This is a genomic window from Lysinibacillus sp. GW823-FHT06C08 (genome assembly GCF_058795135.1).
Map to the genome: position 1 here is coordinate 40,903 of NZ_JBXAHN010000007.1, position 18,718 is coordinate 59,620.

Genomic DNA, 18,718 nt, shown 5'->3' on the forward strand with positions numbered 1-18,718 from the left:
TAAGCTCTCTTTTTTGTATAATAGGAAGATAGAAAGGAAGTTAGTCACATGAAAAAATTAATAGTAGTACTCCTTTGTATTTTTTTATTAGCAGGCTGTACAGAAGCAGTTAAGACAGAGCAAGTGCCTGTAACGGCTGGCCATGAGATGCGAGTTCATTTTATTGATGTGGGACAAGGAGATTCCATATTAATTGAATCGCCGAATGGGAAAACAATGCTTATAGACGGTGGTGTGAAAGGGGCAGGACAGCAGGTAGTTTCTTATTTAAACGAACTTGGTGTGAACAAACTTGATCGGGTAGTGGCAACACATCCCGATGCTGACCATATAGGTGGGCTCATTCCAGTGTTACAGGCAATCCCTATTGAGCAATTTTATGATTCGGGCAAAGTACATACCTCTCAAACTTTTGAAGAAATGCTGATGGCGATTGATGAAAAAAATATACCTTATTATGTGCCGAAAACAGGGGACCTTATTGAATTTGATAAGGATGTAACGGTGAAGGTTTTAAATGCAAATGAACATGCAACGGATAATAATGATGCTTCGATTGTTTTAAAAGTAGTTTATGGCAACGTATCCTTTTTATTAACGGGGGATGCGGGCATAGCATTAGAAAAAGAAATGATGCAAAATGATGTGACAGCTACTATTCTGAAGGCAGGACATCATGGTTCTAATACAAGTAGCTCAGAAGAATTCATTCGTGCAGTGAAGCCAGAAGTCACTATATTAAGCTATGGTGAAGATAATAAATATGGACATCCTCATGCAGAAGTAGTGGATCGATTGCAAGCAATGGGCAGTAACATCTATGCTACTGCTGAATCAGGAACGATTATGGTGGCAACAGATGGGGTAAACTACACGGTGAATGGAAAGGAAGCTTCCAGAGCGGTAGCTCCAAAAACTCCATCCACTGTTTTACCTACCACAGCTGTTGAGATCGTCAGCAAAGATTTAGTAACAGAAATTGTAGGCATTAAAAATAATGGTCAACAAGCTGTTTCGTTAAACAATTGGCAGCTTATTTCTCTGGAAGGAAATCAAGTTTTTAATTTTCCTAATCTATCATTACAGCCTGGTAAAATCGTGTATGTTACTAGTGGGGCTAATGCTCGTGAAGGGGATAATTATTTAAAATGGACTACTAAACAGATATGGCTAAACGATGGAGATGCTGCGCAATTACGGAATGAGAAAGGGGAACTTGTTAGTGAGCTCGACTAAATATACTTTAGATCGTATGGAAGACGGTTATGCTGTTTTTTTAAAGTATCCTGAGGAAGAAGAACAAATTATTATTTTACAGTCAGCTATGAATAAGCCTGTCGTTGTTGGGGATCGTGTACAGATAGAAGAAATAGATGGCATTTACCATATTGATATTTTAAGGGAAGAAACAGAACAAAAAAAAGCCGATATCCAGAATTTAATGGACCGTTTACGTCATAAACATCAATAAATAATAGATGACAAGCTGTGAGGAAGTTATCCACAGCTTGTTTTTATTTTGAATCAGAAAAGTCCTGTAGACGGATGGAATTTAAGGGGAATTGGACATAATTTGTTATCCTAAATATTTTGAAAATATGCTAAAATAATAGTATTAATCAAAAGCTAGGAGCGGACGGATAAAATGTCGATAAACACTATTATTTTTGATCTAGATGATACATTACTATGGGATAAAAAATCAGTAAAAACTGCTTTTGAAAAAACATGTGACTATGCTGCTACGATACATAATGTGAATTCTACTGAGCTAGAGGACGCAGTTCGTCAAGAGGCTCGTGCGTTATACGAAGGCTATGAAACATACGACTATACCGTATTAATTGGCATTAATCCTTTCGAAGGACTATGGGGAACTTTTGATGACCCGACTGAATCTTTCCAAACAATGAAGGGACTTGTTCCGGGCTATCGTGCGGCAGCATGGACAAAAGGTTTAGCTGCTCTTGGTATAGAGGATGAAAAATTCGGAGCAGAACTAGGAGAACGCTTTGTAGCTGAGCGTAAGGCCTCCCCATTTTTATATGAAGATACATTTCCTGTGTTAGACGAATTGAAAGGGAAGTACAAGCTTGTTTTACTTACTAATGGCGCACCTAGTTTGCAAAATTTAAAGCTGAAAATTACGCCAGAAATAACTCCGTACTTTGATCATATTATTATCTCAGGAGACTTTGGAAAAGGTAAGCCTGACGCTTCTATTTTTGAGCATGTAATGGAAAGTGTAGGCATTACAGCAGATGAGGCAATTATGGTTGGCGATAATCTCAATACTGATATTTTAGGCTCCTCTCGTGTAGGGATGCGAAACGTATGGATTAATCGCGAAAATAATAGGGCCAATGGAGCTGTGACACCTACGTATGAGATAGTCTCTTTGACAGACTTATTACAACTAGTGGAAAAACTTTAAAGAAATGTACTGCTCCTTCATGGATGCAGTACATTTTTTTGTTTGGAATACTTTATATTTTATGCTAAGCATATGAATGGAAAAGCTATCACCAATATCATGATGCTCACTAGCTTACCCTTTAAAGTGTATTTAAAAAAGCAGAGAGTAAAAACTCCCTGCTTTTCGTTTTGCTTATTATAAATTAATAGCTTTTACTTCATCAATATTTTCAAGCTGTGCCACAAATGCTAAATCTTCATCTGTTACAACATTATCTATCGTTAACATCATAACCGCTGTCCCACCAACTTGGGCACGACCTACTTGCATAGTGGCGATATTGATTTCCTTTTCTGCAAGTTTAGTGGCTACACGACCAATTGCACCTGGTTTGTCAGTGTTTTTAATATATAGAAGATGACCTTGTGGAATAACGTCTACAACATAGTCCTCTACTTTGACGATACGAGCACCTAAGCCATTTAATAATGTACCAGCTACGGTATGTGTTTCATTTGCAGTAATAATTTCAATCGTAATTAAACTTGTAAAGCCTTTAGCCGTTGTCGTTTTATGTTCGATAATTTTCATGCCAATACGCTCAGACAGGTAGCGAGCATTGACATCATTCACATGATTACCGTGATTTTTAGCTAATAAACCTTTTAATGCATTTGATGTTAATGGGCGGACATCATAGTTTGCTACATCTCCAGCATAAGATAAGTTGATTTCTTTTACAGGCTCTGTTGTTACTTGTGATAAGAATGAACCAAGTTTTTCCGCTAATTCAAAGAAAGGCTCAACTTGTGCCAGAAGCTCTTTCGGAATAGATGGCATATTCACTGGATTTGTTACAGTACCTGTTTTATAAAATTTAATAATGTCATTTGATACATCAACAGCTACAGACTCTTGTGCTTCAATCGTAGATGCACCTAAATGAGGTGTTGCAATTACTTGAGGCAAAGTAAGCAGCTTATGGTCTGTCGCTGGTTCAGATACGAATACATCCAGTGCAGCACCTGCTACTTTACCAGCTACAATAGCATCATACAAATCGTCCTCATTAATAATACCGCCACGTGCACAGTTAATGATACGTACGCCATCTTTCATCATCGCAAACTTTTCTTTATTAATAAGATTACGTGTTTCAGGAAGAAGTGGTGTGTGTACAGTAATGAAATCGGCTGCTTGACAAATTTCTTCCACTGTCGCCTTTGTGACACCTAATTCTTTTGCACGCTCATCAGTTAGGAAAGGATCATATGCCATAACATTCATACGTTGACCTTTTGCACGATAAGCTACTTCAACACCGATTCGGCCAAAGCCTACAACACCTAAAGTTTTGTTTTTTAGCTCTACTCCAACATAAGATTTACGGTCCCATTTCCCATTTTTTAATGTATTAAAAGCTTGTGGAATGTGACGTGCAAGTGATGTCATCATGGCGACTGTATGCTCAGCAGCTGAGTTTGTGTTACCATCTGGAGCATTAACAACGATAATACCATGCTCAGTGGCAGCAGCAAGGTCAATATTATCGACACCTACACCAGCACGACCAATTAACTTTAAGCTTTTTGCCGCTTCAATTACTTCACGTGTCACAGTAGTTTGTGAACGAACAAGTAACACGTCTACATCTGCAATTTTAGCGATTAATTCTTCTGGTGCTAGGCCAGTGTCTACGATAATGTTTAAATCTAAATCTTGTTCCTGGCGTAATGGAAAAATCCCATCCTCACTTAGTGGGTCAGCGATAAATACGTTAATTGTTTTTGTGGCAGTAATCATTATAATTAGCTCCTTTTTAATAAATGTTAATTGTGGTTTTATCTACGATAGTCTGAAATTTGTAAAATTCTAACTTCTTACAGCATGCAAACAATCTCCTTTCCGAATCGAAAGCAATATAAAAAGCCTTTCACGCCTTACAAACACAGTTATTGTGTTGTAAGGGGCGAAAGGCTGTATAAACTTGGTTCGCGGTACCACCCTTAATCACTGCTAGAAAAACTTATTCTTGCAGTCTTAGCAATATGCGTAACGTGCATGAGACGGATAAGCTTACTTAGATGGTTCAGCTTAACTATTCAGGAGTGGAACTATTATCGTAGAAATCACTGATTTGCACCAACCATCAGCTCTCTTTGGATTTTCTTTCGACTAGTGTGTCTCCGTCGTTATATTTTTTATGATTAAATTTGTTAACATCATAATCCCTATTGTTCACCTTTGTCAACGATATTTCTAAAAAACTAAAAAAACATTGACTTCAAAAGTCTGAAAAATACCAATACACGAACATTTTATGTATTATCGTTTGATAATGTTCGTCTTTTAGGGGTGTACAATGAAAGCGTTAACGATATTTAAAAAGACTGATTGTATCAAGGTTCCATGAAGTTTATAGCGAAAATATTATATGGCAATTAAATGGTATTGATTAATTGTTCTATGTTAGAACTAGTTTGCTTCATGAAAGAAAACGAACATTTTACCTTGTCACATTTTAGACAAAACTTTGATTTTTAGAAGGTAAATAGACTATGAAAGAAGAATTTAAATTAAGGATGATTGATTTGGGGGTGTAGTAATGAAATACGATGTTGCAATAGTTGGTGCCGGACTGGCAGGCTTAGTGGCAGCCTGCGAGTTAGTCGATGCAAAGAAAAAAATACTTCTAGTAGATCAAGAGCCTGAAAATTCATTAGGGGGACAGGCATTTTGGTCTTTTGGTGGCATATTTTTAGTAAATTCTCCTGAACAAAGAAGACTCGGCATTAAGGATAGTAAGGAGTTGGCATGGCAGGACTGGTTAGGGACAGCAGGCTTTGATCGTTTAGAAGATGAGGATTCCTGGGCATATAAATGGGCGAGGGCCTATGTCGATTTTGCTGCGGGTGAAAAATATGATTGGTTGAAGTCAAAGGGGATTAAATTTTTTCCTATTGTTGGCTGGGCAGAACGGGGTGGTTCTCTTGCTGGTGGACATGGAAATTCAGTGCCGAGGTTTCATATTGTATGGGGAACAGGTCCAGGCATTGTTAAGCCATTTGTGGATAAAGTCAAAAAGGCCATAAAAGAAGGCTATATTGAATTTAAACCACGACATCGTGTGGATGAATTTATTCAGCAAGACGGAAGGATTATGGGGATAAGTGGAACAATACTAGCAGAAACCTTTATTAGTCGAGGGGAAAAAAGCTCAAGATTAGGAGTCGGAGAATTTTCTTATGAGGCTGCAGCCGTTATTGTGGCAAGTGGGGGTATCGGGGCGAATTTCGATTTAGTGAGAAAAAATTGGCCTGAACGATTAGGGACCCCTCCTAAAAATATGGTATGTGGTGTCCCTGCATATGTAGATGGAAGAATGCTGGAAATTACAGAGCATGCAGGAGGTCGTATTGTGAATCGTGATCGTATGTGGCATTACACAGAAGGATTAAAAAATTGGGATCCGATTTGGCCTAATCATGGAATACGAATTTTGCCAGGCCCCTCCTCCTTATGGTTTGATGCAGAAGGTAACCGATTTCATGCGCCTAATTTCCCTGGATTCGATACACTCAGTACACTAGAAACGATTCAAAAAACAGGCTATGACTATTCTTGGTTTATTTTAACGGAAAAAATTATTGAAAAAGAATTTGCTCTATCTGGCTCGGAACAAAATCCTGATTTAACAAACAAAAGCATTGGTGATGTTTTAAAAAGAATCATGCCCGGACCACCTGCTCCAATCCAAGCCTTTAAAAACCATGGTGAGGATTTTGTGATTGCAAATGATTTAAGAGAACTAGTAGATGGAATGAATAAACTAGCAGGCAATGATTTACTCGATTTCATGAAAATTAAAGAGCAAATTTTAGCAAGGGATCGAGAAATGGATAATAAGTTTACAAAAGATTTACAGGTGAACGCCATTCACGGTGCTAGAAATTATATTGGGGATAAGCTAGTACGTGTTGCTAAGCCACATAAAATTTTAGACACTAAAAATTGGCCTTTAATTGCGGTACGATTAAATATTTTAACAAGAAAAACCTTAGGTGGCTTACAAACAAACTTAAATGGGGCAGTGTTAGGGATGGATGGTCAGCCTATTTCAGGACTATTTGCTGCTGGGGAAGTAAGCGGCTTCGGAGGCGGTGGTGTTCATGGCTACCGCGCTTTAGAAGGAACGTTTGTTGGTGGCTGTATATTTAGTGGTAGGCAGGTAGGACGTTTTTTAGCAGAAGTTTAATGCCAGTACAAAAGAGCATCGTCATAAACGATGCTCTTTTTGTCGCCAAGTAATGGAGTGACGTCTATCATGAATTTGTGTTTTGGACATCTGCGATTTTAGCGATTTGCTCTTCGATTTGATTTACCGTCCAGCCATGCTCCTCAACGAAGAAGTTACGTTTGGCACGACGGCATTCATCAGAACAGCTACGCATATAAAAGTCTTCATGCTTTTCTTCACATAGCATTAATTTATGGCATTCGGGATTTGCGCAGTTCGTATAACGTTCGGAAGGCTCACCTGTGAAATAGTCTTTTCCGATAATTACATGCTCCACTTGATTAATTGGCACACTGCGACGACGATCAAAAACAAACATTTGCCCATCCCAGAGTTGACCTTTTACCTCGGAATCTTTTGCGTATGTGGCAATACCACCATGTAATTGACCAACACTTTTTCCGTAGCCCTCACGTTTTAACCAACCAGAGAATTTTTCACAACGAATTCCACCAGTACAGTAAGTTAAAATCTTTTTATCCACAAATTCTTCTTTATGTGTTTCCATCCATGCTGGTAGGTCACGGAAATTTTCAATATCCGGTCGAATAGCGCCTCTAAAATGACCAAGGTCGAATTCATAGTCATTCCGTGCATCGATAATGATCGTATTCTCTTCTTGCATTTGTTCCATAAATTCCTTAGGAGATAAATATTCCCCTGTTATTTCTAATGGATTAATATCATTTTCTAAACCTAAGTGAACAATCTCGAGGCGAGGGCGAACGTGCATTTTTTTGAAAGCATGCCCATCAGCTTCGTCAATTTTCCACATAATATCGCTAAATCGAGGATCTACCTTCATATGATTCATGTAAGCGTCTGTTTGTTCAATAGTTCCCGAAACAGTTCCGTTAATTCCTTCATTACCAACTAAAATGCGGCCAAGAAGTCCGAGTTCTTGACATAATGCTAAATGCTCTTCAGCAAATGCTATAGGGTCTTCAATCGTAACATATTTATAATAAAGTAATATACGATAGTCTTTTTGCGTCAAAATGTGTAACCACCTTTATAACAATATTCGTCCTTTAATATAGCATAACAAAAGCGAATTTGTTTAGCGGAGAAGGAGTTTTCTAAAAAAACACGAATAGTACATAGTGAATGACTATTCATATTTGGGGGTAATGGAGATGGAATTTTCAACGATTACATTAGAAATGTTAGATCGCCGTGCAACGTTAACTTTAAACCGTCCTCAGGCGATGAATGCGATGGATGACGTTATGATGCGAGAACTAGCTGAATGCTTTGAGGCTTTGCAACAGGAAAAAGATATACAAGTACTTGTTATTCGTGGAGAAGGGAAGGTCTTTTCTGCTGGAGGCGATATTAAGGCGATGCTTGATTCAAATAAGCCTCTAAATATTGACGAAGCGATGGTATATCTTACACGCATCGTTAAGGCCTATTATCAGCTACCAATGATAGTCATTGCGGCAGTTCATGGTGCATCGGCAGGTCTAGGCTTTAGTTTAACACTAGGGGCAGACATTGTTGTGGCATGTGAAAAGAGTAAGCTAGCTATGAATTTCATAGGCATAGGACTCATTCCAGATGGAGGTGGTCACTTCTTTATGAAGGAACGTGTCGGTACGGTGAAAGCGAAACAAATGATTTGGGAAGGGAAGGTCCTTACAGCACAAGAAGCATTAGATGCAGGATTAATCGACTATATAGCCCCTGATGGTACTGTCTTTGCAATGGCAGATCAGCTTGTTGGTAAAATGCTTGCCTCACCTATTTCTTCTATGATTACGACAAAAAATATTTTACACGCTCAAAATTTAGCACAGCTCGAAAATATCCTTGCAATGGAAGCGGAAGGTCAATCAACCATGCGTAAATCGACAGATCATTTAGAAGGAATTCATGCCTTTGTAGAGAAAAGAACACCTGTCTTTGTAGGGAAATAAAAATAAGAAAAGGCATGTAGATATCCTACGTGCCTTTTCTCAATTATTAAACATGGAATAAAATTAATTTACCTGAAGCGTTTACAAGACGATGAGTTTTGTTGGCAACACCTTTTTCTTCAATTTGTTGTTGGCCATTTAACTTAGCAGCCTCATCATTTTCAAATGTCCATGTTTCATCAAACAATGTTTCCCCTGTTTTTTCGAAAGCTGTGAAACGGTAATTCTCCATACAAACCCCACCCTTTATTTAAATATATATCTATTATACATAGAAGATTTATAAACTTCACGGTAAAACTAGTAAACTATTTGATAAATTACGAAAATTGTGGAAAAAGTAAGTCGACCTTTTTTTTTAAGCATTACCATTTTTCATAAATAGGGAAGTATGATAAAATAGAACAAATATTCGGTTTTGTAATCATATGACTGCTTTGGTTGATAGTTTGTAGTAACTAACTGAGGTGGGAATTATCTATAGTTGGGGTGATTGGATGTCAGCAATTCGTTTTTTCCATATGGCAGATTTACATTTAGATAGTCCATTTAAGGGCTTATTTGGCTTACCTGAACACATTTTGAAGGAGATTCGATCAAGTACGTTTGATGCTTTTGATAAAATTATTCAAAAGGCCATTCAGGAGCAGCCCGACTTTTTATTAATTGTCGGAGATATTTACGATGGTGAAAATCGCAGTTTACAAGCCCAAAGGAAATTTCAAGAGGCAATGGAGAAACTTTTTCAACACAATATTCCTGTAATTATTAGCTATGGGAACCATGATCATTTAAAAGGAACTTGGACACGTTTTTCTTTACCAAGTAATGTGTATGAATTACCGGCTGAGACGAGTGTTGTCCAGTTGAAAATCCGCGGTCAGCAAGTCTGTATATACGGCTTCAGCTATAGTGAACGCCACTTAAAGGAGTCGGTTATTGATACTTATCCAATCGCTCAAGATTCTCATGCAATTCATATTGGCATGCTGCATGGCAGTGAGGCAAGCGATACTTCACACGCTTTATATGCTCCATTTACAAAACAGCAACTACTTGAACGGAACTATCATTATTGGGCGTTGGGGCATATTCATAAACGACAGCTCTTACATGAAAACCCTCCTATCGTTTATCCAGGCAATATTCAAAGCCGTCATCGTAAAGAACAAGGAATAAAAGGTTGCTATGATGTAACTTTATCTCAAACAGCATGTGAACTTGATTTTATTCCTACCTCCACCATTGTTTATAACACAATAGAGGTGGATTGTACGAATATCGTCCATGCTAATGAATTACTTAAAAGATGCGAGGAAGCAATTGCTGTCAATAGAACTTCATTGGGAGCGACGGTAGTGGAGCTTTATTTAAAAAATATTGATGAGCAAACAGAGGCCTTGTTTGAGCATGCGACGGTGGACGCATGGCTGGAGACTATTCGCGAGGCAGAAGAAGGGATTGAGCCAATGTGCTGGGTACAAAAAATGGTGTTACAAAAACCTTCAATTCACGGTGAATGTTCTGCTGCTACGCAATCAGTCGTAAGTTTAATGGAGCAATGGGATAGTACTGACTGGAAGGATATACTAAAAGACTTGTACCAGTATGCTGGTGGTGCTAGACTGATCGAGCCTTTATCTGAAAAGGATATAAAGAATTTAACGCACAACGCACAGTCACTATTGGCGGAAGAAATTCAAAGGGCGTGATGCACATGCTAACAATCAAAAAACTACAAATTTATGGCTTTGGTAAGCATCAAAACCTGACAATTCCCTTAAATGAAGGCGTTACAATTTTTTATGGTTTAAATGAGGCAGGAAAAACAACGATTCAGCAATTTGTTTTACAGATGCTCTTTGGCTTTCCAACAAGGCAGCAGACTCAGCGCAAATATGAGCCAAAAGCATCGACGAAGTTTGGTGGTCAACTGACACTATTACACCCTATTTATGGTTCCTGCATTATTGAGCGTGTGAAAGGCAAGGCTGCAGGTGATGTTACTGTTTATCTTGAAGATGGTACAACGGGACAGGAGGAGTTGTTAGCTAAGCTTTTATATGGCTATTCTAGAGCATCCTTTGAATCTATTTTTTCATTTTCTTTGCATGAGCTTCAAGGCATTGAAAAAATGTCAGAGGAGGAATTAACACATCTTCTCCTCTCCTCTGGCACAACAGGTATCCAGCACCTGTCTGCTCTTGAGAAAAAAATGGATAAAGAAGCGAACGAGTTATTTAAGAAAACAGGTAAAGTTCCAGTAATTAATCAAAAAATTGAGCAGTTAAAGCAATTGGAGCGAACGATTAGACTCGAGCAAGGTAAGATCCAAACATTTGAGGATAAATTACAACAATTGCAACTTCTTGAGCAAAACCTAGAGAAACTTTATGCCACTCAAAAAAAGCAACAACAGCAATGGCAATACTTAACGGTTCAAAAGCAGGCCCTTCCTCTTATCAAGCAACAACAGATGTTGCAGCAAGCATTAGGGGATGATCAATATGTTCAATTTCCAGCAGAAGGTGTAAGACGATATGAACAAGCAAAGGACCGTCTTTTACACGAAAGTCAGCAGTTGCTGCAATTAAAAGAACAATATCAATTGCTACAGGAAAAAGTGCTAGCTACTGTGAATGAGCAAACCGTAAATGAAATGGGCCGCCTTATGCAAAAGGAGGCAACATGGCATCAGTTGATCGTGAAGGAGAAAAACTTACGAGATGATCTCTTTATGCTGGAGCAAGAAATTGATACGCAGTTTCGTTTATTAGGTGTGCAAGAAAAAGAGGCACAGAACATTCTTCTTGGAGAAACAGTATCCTTACAGCAGGAACAGCAATTTCAACAGCAATTACAAAAGCTAGAAGAGGCGGAGGATGAGCTAAAGTTTCATTTACGTTCGCTAGAGCAAATCCATCAAGAATTAGATGCCATAACGCAACAAAAGCAAAGGTTAAACCAGGAGTCATTAACAAAGGAAGAAGAACATATTTTAGCACAGTGGCCTCAACAAAAGCGGAGGCTTGAGCAATTGCGTGCTGCCAAATCGCAACGGACTAAACAAAGGCAGCCTAATTATTTTTCTTGGATGATTTTATTAATTGGTGTATTGTCATTTGTTTATGGGGTTATTCAAAAAAATGTGGCGGTGGCCATTATTGGTGTAGTTTTAACAATCATAACAATATTGTTGATGAAGTTTGTTAGACAAACCACAGAGGCGCCCAATAAAGAAAATAGTCACCTCTTACGACAATTAGAGCAAGATGAAATGACTGTACAAACTATACTCCTAAAAAAACAAAAATTGGAAGATCGCTGGTTACATGTCAATGACCAGCAAAGCGAGAAGGAGCAGCAGTATGCCCAATTGGAATATAAAATTCAGCAAGCAGAGTTAGAGAGTGAGGAAACTACGCAGTCATTGCAGCAATTTTTAAAACGCTATCGCTTACAAGGTACGATCGCTAGAACGTTAATGCCAGAGTTATTTATGCGCATACGAAATGTGCAAGAACTGGCGGTTAAAAGGGACGGTTCCATTAGCCTTTTGCAAGAAATTCAGGATGAAAAGAATGGCCTTTATGAACAGCTTCAACAAGTACTAAATGAAATTTATAATGAACATGAAATATATATGTATTTGCGCACAGCCTACCTGGAAGCGCAGCAACAGCAACAACAAGTGCAGCAAGCACAAGCGCAGCTAGCTGACATCAAGATTAAACTACAAAGTGGACAAACACGAATAGATCGTTATACCGCTGATATGACACAGCTATTGAACGAAGCACAGGTGCAAAACGAACGAGATTATTATGAGAGATATGAGCAATTTGAGCAGCAGAGAAAAATTACGACAGAGCTTCAAACGGTTCTGGCTCAACTAGTCTCGTTGAATTTATCTGAACACGATGAGTTAATAGAGGACTCTGTTATGGAGAATATGCGTGTTTTAGAGCAGGAGCAAACGTCTTTGCAAGTGGATATAGACCGATGTCTTGAACATCGTGCTGCCTTGCAAATTGAAAAGGAACAGTTATTAAATGACGAAAAATATGGCCAAATGCTTCAACAGTTTGAACAAGAAAAATCGGAGTTACAGCAATTGATTGAGCATTGGGCAACGAAAAAAGCTGTGGCGACTGCTATTCATGAAACATTATTTCGTCTTCGAGAAGAAAAATTACCACATGTTTTATCGAAGGTTAATGCGATATTCCAATTACTTACTGGAGGGCGCTACGATCAACTTACGATTCATGAAGAGGGCTACTTTATTGCGAAAGATGTGGCAGGAATTCGTTATCAAATGGTTGAATTATCACAGGCGACTAAGGAGCAAGCCTACATGGCATTACGTATGGCACTTGCCCAAACGTTGATGACCTCTGCGCCATTCCCGATTATTATGGATGATCCGTTTGTCCATTTTGATCGAAACCGTACAGACAAAATGGTACAATTAATGAAAGAAGTAGGATATGAGCGTCAAATTTTATATTTTACTTGCCATGACGAAATGCTCAAACATTGGCCGAAAGAGCAAATTATTGATGTAGGAGCACTAGCAAATGAAAGGGGAGTGGCGTCAACATGAAAGGAATTACAACGCTCCAGGTTGGAGAAGCAGTTGATCAATATTTATTAATTAAACAAGCGACAAAAGGAGTTACTACTGTTGGGAAGCCATTTATGTCGCTAATATTACAAGATAAAAGTGGAGATATTGAGGCAAAGCTTTGGGATACAAATGAGGATCATGAAAAGATGTATCATGCTGAAGCCATTGTACGTGTCGGCGGAGAAATTCACGACTACAGAGGGAAAAATCAATTGCGCATCAAAGCCATTCGTGTGGCAAAGCCAGAAGAAGGAATTGCCATTCATGATTTAGTACCCTCCTCTGCAACACCAAAGGAACAACTATTTGAAGAGTTGAATCAATTTTTCTTTGATATTAAAAATCCAAATATTTCACGTATGACGAGAGCAGCCATTAAAAAACATCAGGACGCCATATTAGTTTTTCCAGCGGCAACTAAAAATCATCATGATTATGCTTCTGGCTTATTAGATCATATGGTGTCCATGTTAAAACTAGGTAAAGCCATTGCTGATTTATATCCGACTCTTAATCGAGACCTGTTATATGCAGGTATTATTTTGCACGATATTGGAAAAGTTGTGGAGCTGTCTGGACCTATTGCCACGACATATACAGTGGAGGGCAACCTGTTAGGACATATTACGATTATGGTGAATGAAATTGCTAAGATTGCTAGTGAGCTAGAAATCGAAGGTGAAGAAGTGATGCTTTTACAGCATATGGTATTATCTCACCATGGCAAGGAAGAGTGGGGTAGTCCAAAAAAGCCGATGGTTCAAGAAGCAGAAATTTTACATTATATTGATAACATCGATGCTAAGATGAATATGTTGACTAGAGCATTAGGTAAAACGGCACCTGGTGAATTTACAGAGCGACTATTCCCTCTGGATAACCGATCGTTTTATAAGCCAACATTTTAATCATTCAACACATTATTTGTGAAATTTTCGTTTCTAAATAACTGTGTGGGCGAGCTTTTATATAAGTCTAATTATATATCTGCGGAATTTCAGTACCTATCCATTGTACCAATACTGTATTTATTTTAGAATATAGGAAGAATTTATAGGAATGGGGAAAAACAATGGATAAAGAGGGACTTGTTTCACGTAAAATAAAGTTTTGGAAAAGTTTGATTTTCAAAATGATACTAGCTATTGGAATCAGTTTATTTATTAGCTCACATATTTCTGAGTTCGTTAGCCAACAAATCGAAAAGGTAGTGGAGTTAAATGGTAGCGCAGGTGTTGCCATCAATACATTTATTTCGCTATTTATTGGGACAGTAATTATTTCTTTATGTACAAGATATATCGTCTTAAAGCGTGTAAAGCGTGTGTTAAAAGCAATGACGCAAGCTGCGGATGGCGATTTGACAGTACGTATAGATGATAAATTGAAAGATGAAATTGGTCAATTATCGACTGAATTTAATCATATGTTAGAGCAAATCGGCTCAGTTATTGAAAAGGCGAATAAAGCATCTACGGATGTCTCTGCTTATACAAATGAATTTACTACGATTACAGAGCAAAGTAGTAATACAGTTGAAACCATCTCTGTTGCAATTCGAGAAATTGCCGCTAGCGCGGAAGGTCAATTGCAGCAAATGGACTTATTATCTGATTCTGCTAACTTAATTTCCAAAGATATGGATTATGCTTCATCCGCAGTACAGGCAGTTGCGGATATAGCGAATGAAACGAACCAAAAGGCCGATTTAGGATTACAGTTAATTGAACAAACGATTGGAAAAATGAATACTATTAATGAATCTGTTCACCAATCAACAGAGGTTGTCAATGCATTAGGGGAAAAATCGAAGGAAATTAGTACAATTGTGGCACTCATTACAAGCATTACGGATCAAACAAATTTACTTGCATTGAATGCTTCCATTGAGGCAGCACGTGCAGGAGAAGCAGGAAAAGGATTTGCGGTTGTCGCCGATGAAGTAAGAAAACTAGCTGAGGAATCTGGGAAGGCTGCTGACAATATTAGAACATTAGTAGATGATATCTTAAGCCAAACATCAAGCGCAGTTTATGCTATTAATAGTGGTACACAATTTGTAGAGGAAGGGCGAGAGGCTGTTGAACAAACAGGCGGTGCCTTTAAAAATATTGTAGAATATCTCCAACAAATTAGCCATCGTACAAAGGAAGTTACCGATATAGTATTGCGTGTAAATGAGAAGGCCAGCCAAACCGATTATGCCACGAAAGAAATTGTAGGTATTGCAAATAGCACCTCTTCAGGTATACAGCATATCGCGCTCTCTATTGAGCAGCAAACGGCTTCTAACGAGGAAATTGCAAGTGCAGCAAATGTCCTCCAGACGATGTCGAATGACTTACAAGCCGAAATAAGCCAATTTAAAGTAAAATAGCAAAAGAGAAAGGGAGCATCTGTATTTTAAGATGCTCCCTTTTTTTGAGGATATTGCTCCTTTAATGGAAAAGGTCAATCATCCTCATTATTTAGATTCTTTATCTGTATCTTCTGCTTTGTCGCTAGATTCTTCCTTAGCATTTTCTTCTGCTTTTTTAGCTGCTTCTTCAGCTGCCTTAGCTTGCTCTTCACTTGTTGTAGTAAAGAATTCTAGGGAATCTTTTAAATCCTTATCAGAAGTTTTAACATTAGCATCTTTTGCCATTTTCGCAACGATATCTTTTAGAATAGTTTGCGCTTCACCTGTTTGGTTCAGTTTACTTAACATCGATGTACGAATTTTTTCTTCTTCATCTTTAAAAGCACCAACATCTTTCACGTCACGCTTGTCCGTAATTTCGATTACGTGATAACCGAAGCTAGACTTTACTGGCTCACTTAAAGTGTTTAATTCAAGGGCATAAGCAGCATCGTTAAACTCATCAACCATTGAACCAACAGAGAACCAACCAAGCTCCCCACCATTTTGTGCAGAAGCTGTATCTGTAGAGTACTCTTTTGCTACATCAGCAAATTTAGCGCCACCTTTAATTTTCTCAATGGCTTCTTTTGCTGTTTTTTCATCTGCTACTAAAATATGACGACCATTTAATTCTGTTTTCATTTGCTCATAGTATTTTTTCACATCTTCTTCTTTAATAGCTTGATCTTTTAAAGCTTTTTCTTGAAGAAGTTGCACGCGTAAAGAATCTTTAAAGCCTTGTTCTGTTAAGCCACTTTCAGCAAGTGCTTGTGCAAAACCATCACCAAATTGTGAAGCTGTAGTATCATAAGCTTCTTTAAGTTCTTTATCTGTTACTTCATATTTGTCAGACAATACTTTTTCAGTCACCAATTGTTGTAATACATATGAGCCTGTTAAAGATTTGGCTTTTTCATTAAAGTCAGCAACTGAAATGTCGCCAACTTTAGAAGTAACGATTGCTTTGCTATCTCCGCCGCTACACGCACCGAGCGCTAAAACAGAAGCAGCTAAAGTTAAAGATAAAACTGTTTTTTTCATAGTGGATATTCTCTCCTAACATGGTTTCGTCCATTTTTTACTATAACATAAACGTTTTAAAAACAAAATGGTTCCCCCTTGAGTATTGCCTATATTTCAATTTTTGAAGCGCATAGGATATAGAAAAGAAAGGGGGTGAAGTTATGGGCAACGGAGGATACGGTGGCGGTGGCTACGGCTCAGGCTTTGCTTTATTAGTTGTGTTATTTATTTTATTAATTATCGTTGGTGCAGCGTTCCTATACTAATTAATAAAACAGTGAAAAGCTAAGAGCTCCATTAACTCTTAGCTTTTCTTAACAGTGTTAGACATTCACGCTGCATGCCAGAGATCCAAGCCATTAGTAATGGTTTGAGTAAGTTGTTTTATGGGGACTCAACTTATCTTGTCGCATGCGGATGTGAATGTATTTTACTTTTCAGTTGTTATACTGCGTATAAAATTTCAATATAAAATGAGACAAGTAAAATGGTAATAAGTATATTTATAGTTCGGAATATTTTTGGCTGGTTTTCTTCGGGAATTTCACGTCGCATACATAGAGCATATGTCATACGGTTAATTTGAAATAAATAGAATACCGAGAATAGAACTACAATCATTAATAGCAAGTCTATTCCTCCCCTCTTTCAATAGTAATAGCATAACAAAGAACGCCGTTAAAAAACAAGTACAAGCAATTTAGTGAACCGTTGGTGGAACTAAAATTTCATAGCCCTTCGGTGTTTCTTCAACTTGTGAGTTTTTTGGTGAATTCAATAAATATTTCACGTAAAGTATATCAATCAAACATAGACTACAATGATACGCTAACAGCAAAGTACCGTAATGTGTGTATGCTGGTAGTAGCCAAGTACCTATTATAATACTAGTATTAAGAACGATAAATGGCGTAAGAAGTGCTAGTATATAACGGTTTTTGGATAAAGGTTCACGAATACGCATGTGTAATACTGGAATTAGATAAAATTGCGTACGGACACGCAATTTAAGATGCTGGCGTAAATCGTAAAGAGCGAGAAAGTGTAAAAACTTGTGAACCGGATAAAGTGTTAATACAGCTATTACAAAGAGCCAGAATAAACGATCTGTATAATGCTCCTCGTTGAATAAATTAAACGTCACATACGATACTGAAAAAACGGATAAGAAAGTAATAACGCCCATTATAATAATACGCGTAGTGCCGTAATGATGTTCAAGATTTAAAATTTTCCAACAATGCATGGTTTATTATCAACTCCGAAAATAGGAAGTGTCCTATTTAATGTAAATTGAATTGTCTTAGAATGCAAGAGAAAGGAGGTACTTCAGAAATATTTCTGAAATACCTCCTTTCACATGATTTATTTCTGAATGAACAGTTAGAACCCACAGGAAAATATCTGTACGATAGCCTTATTTTATCCTTTTACAGTTGGACGTTCTTCAAGCGTGTCAAAGGAATCACGGAAATGCTGAAAGGAGCGTTCAAAAATATCGATGAAATCCTCACCATAAATATTTCGAATGACAGCCATTACGTCTAAAAAGTCTGGGAAACGGCCGTATAAGTCTTTTAAGGCCAATGATCCTTCTAATACAGAATGATAAGTATTATGGTAGTTTTTATTCATCTCTACAATAAGCTCTGTGCCAGCTTCAGTTAGCTCAACATACGTATTACGCTTATCATCATCTCGCTTCGAAAACTTAAGGAAGCCTCGCTCTTCTAATTTTTTGGAGAAGTTAAATGCTGTAGAAACATGCATGACTCCGAACTTTGCTACATCAGAAATAGAGGCTCCTTTTAAATGATAGGAAATCCACAAAATATGGTGTTCATTAATATTTAAATCATATGGTTTAATCCATTGTTGCCAATCTTTTTCAACCGCTTTCCATAGTGCTTTCGATAATTGCGCGATTCTTTGACTGTAGAGCATTGCTTCTTTTTGTGTGTATAATTCCTCTGACAAAACCATCACCTACTGCTTTCTTTCACATTTTTAAAAATATTATAGCAGTAAAGAA

17 protein-coding genes and 1 other annotated feature are annotated in these 18,718 nt (G+C 37.8%); of the genes, 10 read left to right on the plus strand and 7 right to left on the minus strand.

The annotated features are described in order from the left end of the window. The first annotated feature begins 48 nt into the window (after window positions 1-48). From AC1Q6O_RS16040 to AC1Q6O_RS16050, 3 genes are all read left to right on the plus strand, one after another. Window positions 49-1,236: an MBL fold metallo-hydrolase gene (locus tag AC1Q6O_RS16040; protein ID WP_008173373.1), complete on the plus strand. Its 1,188-nt coding sequence runs from the start codon at window positions 49-51 to the stop codon at window positions 1,234-1,236. Then, a complete protein-coding gene (locus tag AC1Q6O_RS16045; protein WP_043989579.1) occupies window positions 1,223-1,471 on the plus strand; it encodes a DUF3006 domain-containing protein in 249 nt (82 codons plus the stop codon). The genes AC1Q6O_RS16040 and AC1Q6O_RS16045 overlap by 14 nt, the downstream gene beginning before the upstream one ends. A 174-nt stretch (window positions 1,472-1,645) precedes the next feature. Continuing rightward, window positions 1,646-2,434, plus strand: coding sequence for an HAD family hydrolase (locus tag AC1Q6O_RS16050; RefSeq protein ID WP_090003263.1), 789 nt, complete (start codon window positions 1,646-1,648; stop codon window positions 2,432-2,434). A gap of 177 nt (window positions 2,435-2,611) precedes the next feature. Here the strand turns inward: AC1Q6O_RS16050 and serA are convergent, their stop codons facing one another. Further along, window positions 2,612-4,219, minus strand: coding sequence for a phosphoglycerate dehydrogenase (gene serA / locus AC1Q6O_RS16055; protein ID WP_008173368.1), 1,608 nt, complete (start codon window positions 4,217-4,219; stop codon window positions 2,612-2,614). 159 nt (window positions 4,220-4,378) lie between these two features. Next, window positions 4,379-4,618 (minus strand) — a binding site (T-box leader). 403 nt (window positions 4,619-5,021) lie between these two features. Here serA and AC1Q6O_RS16060 point away from each other — a divergent pair. Beyond that, window positions 5,022-6,671, plus strand: a complete 1,650-nt coding sequence (locus AC1Q6O_RS16060) for an FAD-binding dehydrogenase (RefSeq protein WP_090003264.1) — start codon at window positions 5,022-5,024, stop codon at window positions 6,669-6,671. A 67-nt stretch (window positions 6,672-6,738) separates the two neighbouring features. On the opposite strand, the gene trhO is transcribed toward AC1Q6O_RS16060, so the two are convergent. After that, a complete protein-coding gene (trhO, locus tag AC1Q6O_RS16065) occupies window positions 6,739-7,710 on the minus strand; it encodes an oxygen-dependent tRNA uridine(34) hydroxylase TrhO (RefSeq protein ID WP_239355383.1) in 972 nt (323 codons plus the stop codon). 139 nt (window positions 7,711-7,849) lie between these two features. Between trhO and AC1Q6O_RS16070 the strand changes: the two genes are divergently transcribed. Then, window positions 7,850-8,632, plus strand: coding sequence for an enoyl-CoA hydratase (locus AC1Q6O_RS16070; protein ID WP_025117262.1), 783 nt, complete (start codon window positions 7,850-7,852; stop codon window positions 8,630-8,632). 46 nt (window positions 8,633-8,678) lie between these two features. On the opposite strand, the gene AC1Q6O_RS16075 is transcribed toward AC1Q6O_RS16070, so the two are convergent. Further along, the gene (locus AC1Q6O_RS16075; RefSeq protein WP_008173354.1) at window positions 8,679-8,864 is read right to left on the minus strand and encodes a YhzD family protein; all 186 of its coding nucleotides are present in this window, start codon (window positions 8,862-8,864) and stop codon (window positions 8,679-8,681) included. A gap of 265 nt (window positions 8,865-9,129) precedes the next feature. Here AC1Q6O_RS16075 and AC1Q6O_RS16080 point away from each other — a divergent pair, with 265 nt between their 5' ends. The 4 genes from AC1Q6O_RS16080 to AC1Q6O_RS16095 all read left to right on the plus strand — a co-directional run bounded on the left by AC1Q6O_RS16080 (window position 9,130) and on the right by AC1Q6O_RS16095 (window position 15,639). Further along, the gene (locus AC1Q6O_RS16080; protein WP_239355384.1) at window positions 9,130-10,344 is read left to right on the plus strand and encodes a metallophosphoesterase family protein; all 1,215 of its coding nucleotides are present in this window, start codon (window positions 9,130-9,132) and stop codon (window positions 10,342-10,344) included. 5 nt (window positions 10,345-10,349) lie between these two features. Then, a complete protein-coding gene (locus AC1Q6O_RS16085; protein WP_239355385.1) occupies window positions 10,350-13,238 on the plus strand; it encodes an ATP-binding protein in 2,889 nt (962 codons plus the stop codon). Further along, a complete protein-coding gene (gene yhaM / locus AC1Q6O_RS16090) occupies window positions 13,235-14,170 on the plus strand; it encodes a 3'-5' exoribonuclease YhaM (protein ID WP_008173348.1) in 936 nt (311 codons plus the stop codon). Before AC1Q6O_RS16085 ends, yhaM begins: the two co-directional genes overlap by 4 nt. A gap of 164 nt (window positions 14,171-14,334) precedes the next feature. Continuing rightward, entirely contained in the window at window positions 14,335-15,639 is a 1,305-nt protein-coding gene (locus tag AC1Q6O_RS16095; RefSeq protein ID WP_090003267.1) for a methyl-accepting chemotaxis protein, read from the plus strand. An 87-nt stretch (window positions 15,640-15,726) separates the two neighbouring features. Here the strand turns inward: AC1Q6O_RS16095 and AC1Q6O_RS16100 are convergent, their stop codons facing one another. Further along, window positions 15,727-16,704, minus strand: coding sequence for a peptidylprolyl isomerase (locus AC1Q6O_RS16100; RefSeq protein WP_427071303.1), 978 nt, complete (start codon window positions 16,702-16,704; stop codon window positions 15,727-15,729). Window positions 16,705-16,847: 143 nt separating this feature from the next. On the opposite strand from AC1Q6O_RS16100, the gene AC1Q6O_RS16105 reads away from it, so the two are divergent. Beyond that, window positions 16,848-16,952: a YjcZ family sporulation protein gene (locus tag AC1Q6O_RS16105; RefSeq protein ID WP_004230765.1), complete on the plus strand. Its 105-nt coding sequence runs from the start codon at window positions 16,848-16,850 to the stop codon at window positions 16,950-16,952. 178 nt (window positions 16,953-17,130) lie between these two features. Here the strand turns inward: AC1Q6O_RS16105 and AC1Q6O_RS16110 are convergent, their stop codons facing one another. The 3 genes from AC1Q6O_RS16110 to AC1Q6O_RS16120 form a co-directional block, all read right to left on the minus strand. Next, window positions 17,131-17,316, minus strand: coding sequence for a hypothetical protein (locus tag AC1Q6O_RS16110; RefSeq protein WP_008173337.1), 186 nt, complete (start codon window positions 17,314-17,316; stop codon window positions 17,131-17,133). 70 nt (window positions 17,317-17,386) lie between these two features. Next, window positions 17,387-17,932, minus strand: coding sequence for a DUF3267 domain-containing protein (locus AC1Q6O_RS16115; protein WP_008173333.1), 546 nt, complete (start codon window positions 17,930-17,932; stop codon window positions 17,387-17,389). Window positions 17,933-18,108: 176 nt separating this feature from the next. Beyond that, on the minus strand, window positions 18,109-18,669 hold the full coding sequence (locus tag AC1Q6O_RS16120) for an HTH-type transcriptional regulator Hpr (protein WP_008173331.1): 561 nt from the start codon (window positions 18,667-18,669) through the stop codon (window positions 18,109-18,111). Window positions 18,670-18,718 lie beyond the last annotated feature (49 nt).